The 14,214-nt window shown below is 39.8% G+C and carries 8 protein-coding genes and 1 riboswitch; of the genes, 3 read left to right on the plus strand and 5 right to left on the minus strand.

Annotation, left to right across the window (positions count from 1 at the left end):
- The first annotated feature begins 41 nt into the window (after positions 1-41).
- On the plus strand, positions 42-707 hold the full coding sequence (locus tag VXM68_RS03460; protein WP_293957106.1) for an OmpW family outer membrane protein: 666 nt from the start codon (positions 42-44) through the stop codon (positions 705-707).
- Between the two features lie 144 nt (positions 708-851).
- Here VXM68_RS03460 and VXM68_RS03465 read toward each other — a convergent pair whose 3' ends face one another.
- The 5 genes from VXM68_RS03465 to VXM68_RS03485 form a co-directional block, all read right to left on the minus strand.
- Positions 852-3,881: a DUF2723 domain-containing protein gene (locus VXM68_RS03465; RefSeq protein ID WP_367210460.1), complete on the minus strand. Its 3,030-nt coding sequence runs from the start codon at positions 3,879-3,881 to the stop codon at positions 852-854.
- Positions 3,882-4,120: 239 nt separating this feature from the next.
- Positions 4,121-5,077: a methylenetetrahydrofolate reductase [NAD(P)H] gene (gene metF, locus VXM68_RS03470; protein WP_294185283.1), complete on the minus strand. Its 957-nt coding sequence runs from the start codon at positions 5,075-5,077 to the stop codon at positions 4,121-4,123.
- A 72-nt stretch (positions 5,078-5,149) separates the two neighbouring features.
- Positions 5,150-5,252, minus strand: a riboswitch (SAM riboswitch).
- A gap of 217 nt (positions 5,253-5,469) precedes the next feature.
- Entirely contained in the window at positions 5,470-6,321 is an 852-nt protein-coding gene (locus VXM68_RS03475; protein ID WP_367210461.1) for a hypothetical protein, read from the minus strand.
- Between the two features lie 105 nt (positions 6,322-6,426).
- The gene (gene rimM, locus VXM68_RS03480; protein WP_367210462.1) at positions 6,427-6,951 is read right to left on the minus strand and encodes a ribosome maturation factor RimM; all 525 of its coding nucleotides are present in this window, start codon (positions 6,949-6,951) and stop codon (positions 6,427-6,429) included.
- A gap of 119 nt (positions 6,952-7,070) precedes the next feature.
- Positions 7,071-7,592 (minus strand): 30S ribosomal protein S16, encoded by a 522-nt coding sequence (locus VXM68_RS03485; protein ID WP_294185281.1) that lies wholly within the window; start codon positions 7,590-7,592, stop codon positions 7,071-7,073.
- A 363-nt stretch (positions 7,593-7,955) separates the two neighbouring features.
- Between VXM68_RS03485 and VXM68_RS03490 the strand changes: the two genes are divergently transcribed.
- Together VXM68_RS03490 and VXM68_RS03495 are read left to right on the plus strand one after the other, a co-directional pair.
- On the plus strand, positions 7,956-11,306 hold the full coding sequence (locus VXM68_RS03490; protein WP_367210463.1) for a UvrD-helicase domain-containing protein: 3,351 nt from the start codon (positions 7,956-7,958) through the stop codon (positions 11,304-11,306).
- 7 nt (positions 11,307-11,313) lie between these two features.
- Positions 11,314-14,190: a PD-(D/E)XK nuclease family protein gene (locus VXM68_RS03495; protein WP_367210464.1), complete on the plus strand. Its 2,877-nt coding sequence runs from the start codon at positions 11,314-11,316 to the stop codon at positions 14,188-14,190.
- Positions 14,191-14,214 lie beyond the last annotated feature (24 nt).

Genomic DNA, 14,214 nt, shown 5'->3' on the forward strand with positions numbered 1-14,214 from the left:
TTTTAGCAATAGTTTTACGTCAAACAAATACCCTTAACGATATGAAAAAGTTATTTTTAATCGCATTGACACTTACTTTAGGAGCACTAAGTTTACAAGCACAAACAATCCCTAATCAACGTTGGCAAATGAGACTTAGAGGAGTGGCAGTCATGCCAAACGAATCGGCTACTATTAACACGATAGGCGGAGACGTGGATATCAACACAAAATTTATTCCTGAACTCGACTTCACCTATTTTTTTACAAAAAACATTGCGGCGGAATTGATTCTTGGAACGACAAAACATAAGGTGCATACAACAGGTTCAGATTTAACTGCGATTGGTGGAAGTTCCTCCAGTAATGTCGATCTAGGCAGCGTATGGCTTCTTCCTCCTACGCTTACAGCACAATATCACTTCTTCCCCGACGGAGCTATAAAACCTTATGTGGGCGCAGGGATAAATTACACGATATTCTATAGTGCTAATGCTGGATCCACTGTAAAGAATGTGAAATACGACAATGCTTTTGGCTTCGCTACCCAACTTGGGATTGATTTTAAGCTATCTGACAAATACTTTGTGAATTTAGATGCTAAATATATTCTGTTAAAGACAGATGTGAATGTGGATGCATCCAACTTAGCTCCCAACTTATCCATACCAGCAAAAGTTGATATAAATCCCTTTCTGCTTGGCTTTGGAGTAGGCATGAAATTTTAATCATTTGGCTCATTTCCCTATCCTATATGTATCGAGGCCGCTTTCAGTATATGAAAACGGCCTCATCTGGTTCATCACCTCAAGCATATTCATCCAGTTACCATTGAGCCAAACCCAATAATTTGGTTTCGTTTGTTAAAAGCATTACTCTAGACCATACCAGTTTTGATATTGACGCCTTAAGCCCTCAACGCGTGCCAATCGTTTATCCTCTTTCGCATCCGATAAAATTTTACGGTAGCGGTCTACCGAGTCCAATCCAACCTGAATATCATTCCATTCGAAACTTAAATTTTTCTTATCCACTACGAGTTGATGCAAATATTCCATATGTTCAGCTACATAATTTAGATTTCGATCCATCATATTATTGGCGAGCTGAGGTTGTCCAGAACGATATAGACTATCAATAATATCAGCATAGTTTACCGCATCTGACATAGCATACACGCGCGCCGGTAATTGATCATATGCCTTTTTAGCAACTTCTCCCGCTTGTTTTATTCGGCCATTAGCCAATAACAGACGCGCTGCTTTTCCAAAAATATCTCTTGCATACATGCTTGAAAAGCGGAATGAATCCGTATCAACATATCGAGCATTTTTTATATTCCCCCAATTATACGTGTGCATAATATTATGATATAAAGCTTCCATGTTCACTAGTCCGGCTTGCCCACTTTGCTTTTCAGTTGACTCTTCTGTAGCGGCGACCGGCATCAGTCTAGACGTGAAACCTTCATTAACAAGATATTTATCTAAACCTAATTTAAGATCACTTGGCAACATATTTGAAAAATAGACGGGCCTGTTCCATTGGTTATTTTCAAGCACCGATAAGATTGTTAAATCAGCCCTTGTTAGGTGTTCAGTTGGTATCTCCCATTCCATCGTTGATACAATAGCTTCCTGCAAATAAGATGGAACTGCATTTTTCTTAACGACATCCGCTCTATCGACGTCCAGTTTTACTTTTCTTGAGGGGAAATAATTTTCCATCTCGCCGGAACTCAATTGAACTTTATATTCTGGATCATCTGAGGTCACAAATTGTAATAACTGACCGGCATCAACAGCTTCGTCAAGTTGCCTATCCACAAAGGGAATATAATCACGGACACCTTTTTTTGTCTTTTCTGCCGGAATTGTTACGGGGAGACCTGCTGCCCGATAAGTCGGCTGCTTGGCCTGTTGCATATACCAATCACCGGTAAGATAACTTAAGACGACCACGCGCACATCGGGACGCACACCTTCCACTTCCTGTAAGTACCACACCGGAAATGTATCATGATCGCCATAGGTAAATAGAATCGCATTTGGAGCACAGGCTTCAAGATAATTACGCGCCAAATCCCTTGCCAGCGATTTCTCCGATCGATCATGGTCGTCCCAGTTCTGATGAACCAAAATAATGGGGCCACCCAGCAACGCAAAGGATAAACCTGTCGCCAAAGCATAGTGTGTTCGTAAAAAGCGTTTGAAGAAACGAACCAATGCGATCAGCCCCAGTCCAATCCAGATTGCAAAGGCGTAGAAAGAGCCCACATAAGCATAATCCCGTTCGCGGGGTTGCATGGGCGTTTGATTGAGGTAAACAACAATCGCTATTCCCGTAAATACAAACAGCAGGGTTACGACCAAAGTATAAGGCTTGTTGTTTCGATACAACCATAGCGCACCAGCTATCCCCAAAAGCAGCGGCAGAAAGAAATAGGTATTTCGGCTCGGATCATGTTCTTGAGCTGGGGAAAGTTTATCTTGGCCCCCCAGGCGCCAATTGTCCAATGTTTTGATTCCTGACAGCCAATTCCCGTCATTATACGTTCCATACCCTTGCTTATCATTCTGTCTACCGACAAAATTCCATAAGAAATACCGGGTATACATATCGCCAAGCTGAAAATTGAAAAAGAACTTAAAATTATCGGAGAACGTTGGCTGTTGCCCTTCTTTCAAATTGAGGTAACTTCTATAATAGGCTTGATGGCTTCCATCTTGGCTATAGATACGCGGGAAAAAGGTTTCCTTATCAAATTGATATTTGTCTACCTGTGTGAAGGGAACATACGCCGATTGATCCTTCCGATAGCCTGTCTTACTCTTTACACCAACCACTTGCGAATCATAATACGGACCTTTGAGTAATGGTTCTCGAATATATTGTTCCCTGCTCAAATAGCCCAAAAACGAAAATACATTATCCGGTGCATTATTATTTAAGGATGGGTTTGCTTTTGCCCGGATCATGACCATGGTGTAGGAACTGTATCCAAATAAAACAAAACAAAAAACTAACAAAGCGGTGTTGAGCGTGTATTTGTGCTTTGTATGCGAATAATACAAACCGTAAACTATCGAGCCTAATAGTAATGCACATGAGAAGAAAATGCCGGAACCAAATCCCATTCCAAGTGAATTTACAAATACAAGGTCAACTTTAGCTGCCAGGCCAACCAACCATTGTATAATACCCCACAAAACAGCCCCCAGGATCAGTACACCTACGACAAAAGCTTTTAAGGTACCCTTTCCACTCACCTGAGTTGCTTTTCTGAAATAGACAACCATCGCTATCGCTGGGATAGCAAGAAGATTCAATAAATGAACGCCAATAGAAAGCCCCATAACAAAACCGATAAATACCAGCCAACGGTCACTACCTTCTTCATCAGCACGAGCTTCCCATTTTAGTATTCCCCAAAACACAACTGCTGTACACAAGGACGACATCGCATAAACTTCGGATTCTACAGCCGAATACCAAAATGAATCGCTAAAACTAAATGCCATTGCACCAACAATTCCTACTCCGAAAATCTGCAAGCTGTTGGATAAGGGTATGCATTTGTCTTCGCGGAGTATCTTCTTGGCAATTGCTGTTATGGTCCAAAATAAAAATGTAACCGTAAGCCCGCTGCAAATTGCCGATCCGATATTCATCCAATAGGCGATTTTACCGGCATTACCCAAAGCCAGGTTAGAAAATATATTTTGAATCAGAAGAAATAAGGGTGCCCCAGGTTGGTGTGCTACTTCCAGCTTGTAAGCACAGGCAATGAATTCACCACAATCCCACCAGCTTACCGTCTTTTCCACGGTAGCAATATATACACATGTGGCAATGAGTCCACAAGCAAAACCCAGTAGAGAATTTATTCTGTTGTACGTCATAAGGTCAATTGGTTTTTTATTAAATCCTTTATAGCACATTAATGTAAAAAGTTATCCTGATTTCAGGATGTTAATTAACACTATTTAACACAAGTACTTGACAATAAATACACTGTCGCTTCCACTCAATTAAAAGAATAAGTCATAAACACGACGACTGGGCTATAAGGTCAATTATAGAATATCTTAAAAATGAAAAAGGGAGCTTATCAGCTCCCTTTACCTGGTATTTTTATGAGTTAAGCTAGTTTTTGTACAATTTTCTTTGTTGGCCCCGGATTACTCATCGTATAGAAATGTAGAACCGGAGCGCCAAACTTGATCAGCTCCTGACATTGTTGTACCAACCACTCTTCTCCGACTTGTCTGACGTCGGCATTTGTTTTACATGCCGAAACAGCATCGCTCAGTTCTTCTGGAATATCCAGATGAAATATTCTTGGTAAGGTCACGAGTTGCTTTTTAGTTGTCAGTGGCTTTAATCCTGGAATAATAGGCACATGGATTCCATTATCTCTACATTTAGTAACAAATTCCTTATATTTTTCGACATTAAAAAACATTTGAGTTACTATAAATTCCGCCCCCATATCGACTTTTTGTTTCAGATATTTAAAGTCAGTATTAAAATTCGGTGATTCAAAGTGTTTTTCGGGGTAACCTGCAACACCGATACAAAAATCAGTTTTTTCTGAAGTGACAATATCCTCATGAAGATACTTTCCTTTATTCATATCAGTAACCTGTTGCAATAAGTCTGTTGCAAAAGCATGTCCACCATCCGTTGGAATAAAATCAGCATCGCCCTTACGTGCATCTCCGCGCAATACCAAGACATTATCTATGCCCAGGAAGTTCAAATCGATCAGTGCATTTTCGGTTTCCTCCTTAGTAAAACCACCACATATCAAATGGGGTACTGCATCAACTTTATATTTATTCATGATTGCTGCACATATCGCCACTGTCCCAGGACGTTTGCGATAGGAAACGCGTTCCAGTAATCCACTTGCATGCTCTTTATAGATATAATCTTCCCGGTGGTAAGTTACGTCGATAAAAGGAGGTTTAAACTCCATCAGTTCATCCATGGTTTTAAAAATACTTTGGATGCCCTGTCCTTTCGCCGGTGGCAATAGCTCAAAAGAAAACAATGTTTTTCCTTTGGCATTCTGGATATGATCGATAATCTTCATTAAAAAAACTGTTTTTTAGTTTGGTTGGCTTATATCGAAACGCACACGTCGAGGAATCGTTGATCTTCATGTAACTTATCTTTCCCACATGGAGTAGGGTAGAATTTAGCACCTTGAACAATACAGGTTGCTAAGGCTTCAACGGGTCTATTCCCTCGGCCTTTCTCTATAAGCATTGCTAATATCGTTTTAAAAAATCAAAAGACAAAAATATTTTTTCGAAAAGGCTTAAAAGGCAGCGAAAAGACCGCAATAAATACGGCTTCAGGTTTATTTCCAGGTAATAACAGGAATTTACGCTCCACCAAAACTTAAAGACCTAAAAAACAGATAAAATTAACGATCGAGGATCATTGACAGCCAACAGATTGACTACGCCACAACAGGATCGGCTAATGATGCGTTGCTAGGGAATTCCGTAGATTTTTGAGATAAAACGTGATTAATAGAAGTCCTGTTACATGGTATTCCTCTTTCGATCCATATTTAAAGCCATCAAATAAATAGCGATAAGCGATCAATGCATTTTGTTCATTGTAAAACAACGCTTTCCACGACTCGGGCACATCTTTCCACGCCTTCAGCACAATACCGTTCTCCGCATAAATAATTGGCGATTCAACACCATCCATTCGATAATCGTGATGTGTACCAGAACTCGATATATGTTGAAAGTAAGCGATAGAATAATCAACAAAATTCAATGCCCTCGCCTTGATCTCTTTTTCACTTTCTGTTCTTACGGGAGCATTCCGCCACAAGTTCACTTGACTGTCAAATTTGCTTGGCGTCTCGCGTATAGGGGTTTTATCTAAAGCAAAATTGAGATAAAGTCTTTCGGTAGTAGGCACACGCTCGGAGTTAAACTGTGAAAAATCACCTCTCAGCTGAATAAAATCTTGTTTTACCTTAACAATATCCAATCCGATGCTACCTTTTTTCTCGTCCGTCAACTCTAATCGGTCGCCGTTGAATCTATACTTCCCGAAGAGTAATATGTCATCGATGGCTAGGACAAATTGGTCTTTATCATGGAGGGAGAGAAAAGATCGGTATAGCATTGGGTCATTACCATAGACATCTGCCTCCACATTTTTGGAAGATTCGCTTTTTAATTTTTTATACTCCTCATTCGAATAACCAAATATCATTTGGTAATTGCCTTCAGGAAACGCCTTTTTCTTGCTAAAGAAAGTACAGGAAGATAACGAAAATGCGAATAGCAGCAGTAATAACGGTTTCAATATCAATGAATAATTATGGCCAACAATAATACACGGACCAAGATAAGAAATTACTGCAATAGTTATAGTATACCGCTATTCATTTGAATTAAGCTCGGGGATAGCTTATTCTTTATAGAGATCCACCAAGCCCTCTGGCAATTCAACTTCAATAATCTCCTCTTCGCCATCGATACCTAAGATCAAATCGTCCGAAAGCGGGAACATCAGCTCCTTGCCATCCATATCTACGGTAGCAACAAATTGTTGTGGAAATTCCTGAACATCTGTTATTCTCCCCAGTTCACCATGGTTTTCATCAATTACTAAAAAGCCGATTAAATCCGTATATCTAAAATCATCTGGATCACGCTCCGGCATTTTATCATTGGAAAGATATAGCTTTTTACGCACAAGTATTTGAGCCTTATCAATATGATCCACATCCTCGAATGTCACATAAGCGGTGCTGTTCTTTTGAAATTTGATGACGTCAACAAAATAAGGAACAAGCTTTTTGTTCACTTCCACGAAGACGACGTCCATATCCAAACTCTCGTATTCTTCGAACTCAAAAAATAGCTGTACTTCCCCTTTAAGCCCTCTTGTTTTGCTGATATAACCGATGTAAAAGCTTTGATCAATAGTCATATTTTCGTATTTGGCAATTAGATGTAAGACATGATAATGGCAAACTATTAGCCTATTGGCTGTTTCAAAAAAAGCCGGCTCAAGGTTGAGTCGGCTTTCTCGAATACTTTATGAAAGAATTAACCTTCAGTTTCTTCTGATGCAGGAGCTTCAGTCTCTTCAGCAGGAGTTTCTTCCGCTACAGGAGCATTTTTAGCAGCTACAGCAGCAGCTTTTTCTTCTTTTTTCTTAGCTTCAGCAGCTAAAGCAGCATTTTTAGCATCAGCTTTAGTTTGTGCTAAACCATCTTTTTTACCAGAGATTCTTGCATCATTAGCTTCAGTCCAAGCTGCAAATTTAGCTTCAGCAGCAGCTTCATCAAAAGCACCTTTTTTCACACCACCTTGCAAGTGTTTTTTGTAAAGAACACCTTTGTAAGAAAGGATAGCGCGAGCTGTGTCAGTCGGTTGAGCACCTTTATTCATCCAATCCAAAGCTTTTTCAAAATCCAAAACAATCGTTGCTGGATTAGTGTTTGGGTTGTAAGAACCAATACGTTCGATGAATTTACCGTCACGTGGAGCGCGAGAATCCGCTACGACTACGTGGTAAAAAGGACGTCCTTTTTTACCGTGTCTTTGCAATCTGATTTTAGTTGCCATTTTTTAATTTATTTTATGTATTCAACATATCCCCCGAGCTTCATACTAGAGGGGATGCAAAGATAGTTATTTTTTTCTAATCATAAACATGATTTTATAAAATTCACTGAAAATGACATCCTTAACATCTTGCCCCCCTTTTAAAACATACATCATTACACGAGCTCTGCCGTCAACACCAACGTAATTTGTACAGCTGTTAGCTTCGTCCAAAGGTAATCAACTCATCATATTACGTCACCATGTATATATCATAAACGATAATTTGGTTAATAAATTAGATTCAAATTACGTCTGTTTTTCTCAATTAAAATAATCTTCGCCATTTTTGCCAATTCACTTTTTACTTTCTACCTTCATTCTATGAAATCCGTTGCGCCATTAAAAATACTCAAAGCTTCTGCCGGTTCGGGGAAAACCTTTAGCTTAACTTTACACTATCTCACCCTCCTCCTATCCAACGAGAATAGCTACAAGGAAATTTTGGCGGTGACATTCACCAATAAGGCAACTGCCGAGATGAAGGAACGTATCCTAACGGTACTCCATGGCCTGGCAACAGGCCACCCTAGTCCTAAAATTGAAGATTTCAGAAAGTTATTACTGGCACAACAGCCAGGTTGGACGTCACACCTTGTGCAGGAGAAAGCTCACCGTGTTTATCGTCGTATCCTACATGATTATAGTCATTTTACGATAAGTACAATTGATGGTTTCTCCCAAAAGGTCATCCGTGCATTTACGTATGAACTCAATCTTGATGCAGCTTACAAGATTGAAATGAACGTCAATAAAGTGAAAAATGAGCTGACAGTCATGCTCAATCAATTACTGGATGAGCGACCCGATCTACTCGATTGGATTATAACTTATGCTGAAAAGAAGATAGCAAAAAATGAAAATTGGAACTACCGTCAGCAATTAATGAGCTTAGCGAGCCTTATTTTTTCTGAAAATTTCCAGGAATTTGATAGTTACATCAACTCGGCAAATCCCAAGGAGGTTTTTAATCTCCTCAATCAGGAGATTGAACAGAAGATAAGCGCATTTACCGAAGCGCTATCCATGACAATTGAAGCGTTTAGTGAGACATTCAAAAAATTCAACCTCACTGAAAATGACCTGAAGGGTAAATCGCGCAATAAAATAATCTCAGCCAGCAAAACCAGTAAAAAGACGGAAAAACTGAGCGCTTCTGAAATTGCCAAGATAATAGAAAAATACCTTCTGTTAATCGACAATGAAGATGCATTTACGGATAGTGATAAAAATATACGTCATGATCTTATGGCTGCATTTAACCCGATCTTGGCATCCTTCCAAAAGTTACACGACAACCTATCCGCTTACATTGCCTATCAAGCAGTACAGAATAACCTCTATTACCTGCGTTTACTCAAAGAAATGAGCGATTTACTGACACAGTGGCGACGCGATAATGGTGCCCAGTTAATTTCCGATTCTCAGATTCTGTTAAACAAGCTCGGAATTGATGAAAATAGCGACCCAACATTTATCTGGGAGAAAATCGGCAATCGCTTTAACTACTTTTTGTTTGACGAATTTCAGGATACTTCGCGCATTCAATGGAAAAACTATAGTCCATTACTGATCAATGCATTGGCAGATGCCAAAGGTACCGTCAGCGAACACCTGATTGTAGGTGATGTTAAACAAAGCATCTATCGCTGGCGAAATGGCGATTGGCGAATACTACTCCAACAGGTAGAACAACAGATTGTCCAAGCCTTTCACTTGGACGACGATAACAAAACAACCTTTATCGAAAACGGAAGCCTCGATACCAATTTTAGAAGTCTTCCAAATATTATCCATTTAAACAATTACCTATTTAGCAGTATTCCAAAACATTTGCAACAGGTATTAAATGAAAAAGTATCCGAAAGCCTGGATGAAAAAGGCAAACAGTGGTGGGCTTCCTCGGGCAATGATAGCATGCTTGTCAAAGCGTATGAAAACAGCCAACAGGAGGTGCCTGACCATAAACAAGGAAAACTTGACCAATCAGGTTCTATTGAGATCGCTTACATTCCAGTTACTGACGGACGTTACAGAAGAAATCAGGTAATCGAAGAATCGCTCGTCAATTTATGCCAAAAAATAAGCGAATGGCTACTCGACAAACGCTATCAACCCCAACAGATCGGTATTTTAGTGCGTAGTAATTCACAAGCTAAGTTGGTTATCGAAAAACTCATGGATTTCAAAAAACAGCAACAGCTCAGGTTTGAAGTCATATCAGGAGATGCGCTGTCGCTAGCCAGCAATGATGCTGTTCTCCTACTGATCGAAACGCTGAAAGCATTGGTCTATAATTCCGAGAAACATACCATTCATAAAGCAAAGATAGTCTATCTCTATCAGCATATACAGAATAATACAGTTGATCAGAATGCATGGTTAAAATTTGCCGGCAACGACATCCGCGCACTTCAAGATTATCTCCCTGAGGCGCTGATTGACTCCTGGGAAATGGCGCAGAAACAGCCATTGGTCCACTTGATTGAAAAGCTTATTGAAATCTACGGTTTCACAACCACGGACAATATTCACCTCCCTTACCTTCTCGCATTCAAAGATATGATCTCAACGTTTTCCACCAATGGCGAACGTGGCATTATACAGTTCTTAGAGTTCTGGGAAGAAGATGGCAACCGGGCTGTACTCCCTTCCAATGGAGAAATTAATGCGATTGAAGTAACGACAATACACAAATCAAAAGGACTGGCTTATGACGTGGTTATGATTCCATTTTGTTCATGGGATCTCGACGGCATGATCAATGGCGATTTTTGGATCGAGACATCCGAAACTCCTTTTGCCCAATTGGGGAAAATTCCAATCAAATACACATCTACGGTCGGCAAATCTATATTTTTCAAACAATATTTTGAAGAGATGCTATTCAACTACATGGACGCCCTTAACACGTTCTATGTGGCAACAACCCGCGCCGTTGAACACCTTTATATTACTGCTCCGTGCTTTAAAGAATCTGTCGACAAAAAGACAGGAGAGATTACAGGCTATGATACCAAAGACGAATATATCAGCGATGTGCTCTTCCAAGTCTTAGATACTCCAGAATCTCCGTTTAAACTCGAAAATAAAGTCCTATTTATTGATCAGATCATCCAAAAAAGAAAAGCGCTGTCGCGTAATGACAGTATTATTTCGCTGAGCCATTATCCCATTTCCAAAGAACTGGAAATGGCTCTGGAAAAAGCGAGTACGCGAAGTATCAATGATATTATGATGTTGGAAAAAGCGGCACAGTATGGCATATTGGCACACGATATTATGGCTCAGATTTCAAACGAAGAAGACATCCATAAACTGGTTGGCCAACTGATCCAGGAAGGTATTCTCTCCAAGGAGGAACAACCCTTTCTCATGCACGAAATCAACCAAATCTGGAAGCATCCCGTCATTAATAAATGGCTTACCGGAAACTATAAGATCTGGAATGAGGCAAGTATCATTACCGCTAAGGGCGAAACCATCCGGCCTGATAAGGTCTTCACTTCCAAAGAAGAAACAATCGTACTCGATTTTAAGTTTACGCAGACAGACTATATCGGACATCAGTATCAAGTCGATAACTACAAAAAAAATCTAGAGAATCTAGGCTACAACAATGTTAGGGCTTTTCTCTATTATGCAAAATCAAATCAATTAACTGAAGTAAAATAATAGCACGATGCAGACAGCCTTTCTAAAATTAGTAGCAACAGATATTCAAAAGCGTTTTGGAAACGATCTGAGTGAGATTGCCATCGTCTTTAATAATAAAAGGCCAATTACCTATCTCAAAAAACATCTTTCTGAAGTATATGGACAGGCAATCTGGTCTCCTCAGTTTTTTACAATTCAGGAATTTTTTAGACGTTCGACCGATGATACAGAAGCCAGTCCTTTGACACAATTTTTCCACCTTTTTAATATCCATAATGAGTTATTGGTGATTGAAGGAAAACAGCCAGAAACATTGGAAGAGTTTTATCCAATTGCCGAAATAATACTGAGTGACTTCGGCCAGCTCGATTACGATCTCGTTCCTATTGAGCAGATCTATCTAGAACTTTATGACAACACCAAAATCGACATTGCTTTTCAACATCTAACCCAAGAACAGCAAGGATTTATACGTCAATTTTGGCAGTCTTTTTCCATTGCTGGACATAGTGGCGTACAAGAGCGCTTTCTGCAACTTTGGAAAAGACTACCTGTATTGTATAGTCAATTTAAGGAAAAGCTTAAAACAGAAGGACAAACCAACTATCCAACTATTTACCGCGATCTAGCTGAAGGCAAGGCTACACATCAGCAGTTTGCATCATCCTACCACCATATCCTTTTTGTCGGTTTCAATGCTTTAAACAAAGTCGAAGCAAAATTATTTAGGCAATGGCAAGAGGAAGGCCGTGCGCTATTTTACTTCGATGCTGATGCCTATTACCTGGAAGACACCATGCAGGAGGCCGGGCTATTTATTCGTCGAAATATTTTCCAAACAGGCTTGGTAAATGCCCTCGGCGATAGCCCGAATATTATTGGCAATAGAACCTCAACCGTAAATCTATATGCGAGTACCGGCAAGATCAGCCAAACAAAATTACTGCATGATATCCTCGAACAGCACAAGAACATGGAGCAGACCTCCGCTATTCTTCTGGCAGATGAAAATCTACTTGTTCCTTTACTGCAAAGTTTACCAGATGTAAAACCTAATATCACTACGGGCTACCCCTTGACGCAGTCTCCTATTTATGGCATACTGGATCTATGGATGGAGGTACATTTGGAGATATCACAGTTTAAAAGACGCAAACTTCCCTATCAAATCATAGAGACCTTCATAAATCATCCCCTGAGTATGGTTTCTTTGGCAGATAAGCTTCAGATTCAAAAAGAGATTGCCGACAAACAACTCTTCGAGATCACATTGGAAGAGCTTCATTTCAAGAGCTCCTTACCACAGTTTTTTGTACCTATCGAAAATTCAGTTCATTTGGTACCAGCGCTCATCCTGCTCGTCGATGATCTCTTACATAGCATCTCATCTCAAGAGCGTATCCGCCAAATTGACAACAATCTCCTAATCGAAACAAAAAAAACCTTGAACCAGCTTTTACTGGGTTTTGAAACCGTGGCCCCGTTAAGTATAAGCTTCCAGATCGGTTTGATAAAAAAAGCCATTGCTCCAATAAATTCCGCCATAGAAGGGGACCCACTCGAAGGTATACAAATCATGGGGCTCTTGGAAAGCCGTTGTTTAAATTTTGACAATATCTATATCCTGGGAGCTAATGAGGGCATCCTACCCAAAACATCCAATTCACCGACCTTCATACCCAATAGCCTGAGGAGCGCGTACGGTCTTCCTATATTGGAAAATCAGAATGCCCTATCGGCCTATTTGTTTTATCGCCATTTTCAATACAGTGAGGGAATACATATTTTCTACAATGGTTTAGTTGATGAAAGCTCCACTGGTGAAGAAAGCCGGTTTATCAAACAGCTAGAATTTGAAAGCAAATTTCAGTTTGACCGAAAAGTTCAACAACAACCTATCCAATTTGCAGATAAAGCGCAAGAGATCGTTATCCAAAAGCGTGGTGAAATATGGAAAAAAATGTATGAGGACTTTATCGTTAACCAGAAAAAGATATCGGCGACCGCACTGACGACATACCTGCAATCTCCATTACAGTTTTTCCTAAAACATATTGCCAACATCAAAGAGCCACCTTCACTGTCTCAGGAATTTGAAATGAATAAGCTCGGAACAGTCATCCATAATGTCATGGAGGAAATATTCCTACCCTTCAAAGGAAAACAGGAGTTTACGCCAACACATATTCTACGAGGGCAGATAGGCCGTATCGAGGCATATGTGACCCGAGAAATAGGCATTCAATATCAGATTGAATTAAAAGAAGAAAAGAATTTAAATAGCTTGCAGCGGATCATGCTGAAAATTGCCTCCGAGTATGTCAAAATGTATCTCGAATATGACATCAATAACTATAAATCATTTCGGATTATTGAACTTGAAAACGATACCGATTATATCTTGCCATTCCCGCTAAAGATCAATGGAGAAGAACATCAAGTCTCACTATACGGTATTATTGACCGTGTAGATGAGGTGGTAACCCACGACGAGCGTATTATCAGTAGAATTGTCGATTACAAAACGGGCGGAGATTCGATCCTATTCAAAGAAATCGATCAGGTATTTGCTCCCAACACCGAAAATAAGGCCATGGTGCAGACGCTATTTTATGCCTATGTATTTGAACAGAAAACAGGAAGAAAACAACTCGAACCTCATCTCTATGTTGCGCGGAAAATGCGGGAAGAGGGAACCTTATTTAGTGGTAAAGAGGGAATATTGACGGATGAATTTCTCGCATTCCAGAAAGAGAATTTTATCAAATTCTTGCGCGATATTTTACAAGAGATCTTTAATCCCGATATTCCATTTCGGCATAATCCGGAAACAGTCGTTTATCCAAGCGATCCTTATACCTTATTTTATCGAGAAGCAAGCAAATGGGCCGAAGCAGAATAATAAAATGAACTACGGTTTGACAAG

The sequence above is a fragment of the Sphingobacterium sp. R2 genome (genome assembly GCF_040760075.1).
Taxonomy (GTDB): Bacteria; Bacteroidota; Bacteroidia; order Sphingobacteriales; family Sphingobacteriaceae; genus Sphingobacterium.

Excerpts from the sequence above, each read along its gene's own strand:
- VXM68_RS03460 (WP_293957106.1), top strand. The coding sequence starts at position 42 with ATGAAAAAGTTATTTTTAATCGCATTGACACTTACTTTAGGAGCACTA.
- VXM68_RS03465 (WP_367210460.1), bottom strand. The coding sequence starts at position 3,881 with ATGACGTACAACAGAATAAATTCTCTACTGGGTTTTGCTTGTGGACTC.
- metF (WP_294185283.1), bottom strand. The coding sequence starts at position 5,077 with ATGAAGATTATCGATCATATCCAGAATGCCAAAGGAAAAACATTGTTT.
- rimM (WP_367210462.1), bottom strand. The coding sequence starts at position 6,951 with ATGACTATTGATCAAAGCTTTTACATCGGTTATATCAGCAAAACAAGA.
- VXM68_RS03485 (WP_294185281.1), bottom strand. The coding sequence starts at position 7,592 with ATGGCAACTAAAATCAGATTGCAAAGACACGGTAAAAAAGGACGTCCT.
- VXM68_RS03490 (WP_367210463.1), top strand. The coding sequence starts at position 7,956 with ATGAAATCCGTTGCGCCATTAAAAATACTCAAAGCTTCTGCCGGTTCG.
- VXM68_RS03495 (WP_367210464.1), top strand. The coding sequence starts at position 11,314 with ATGCAGACAGCCTTTCTAAAATTAGTAGCAACAGATATTCAAAAGCGT.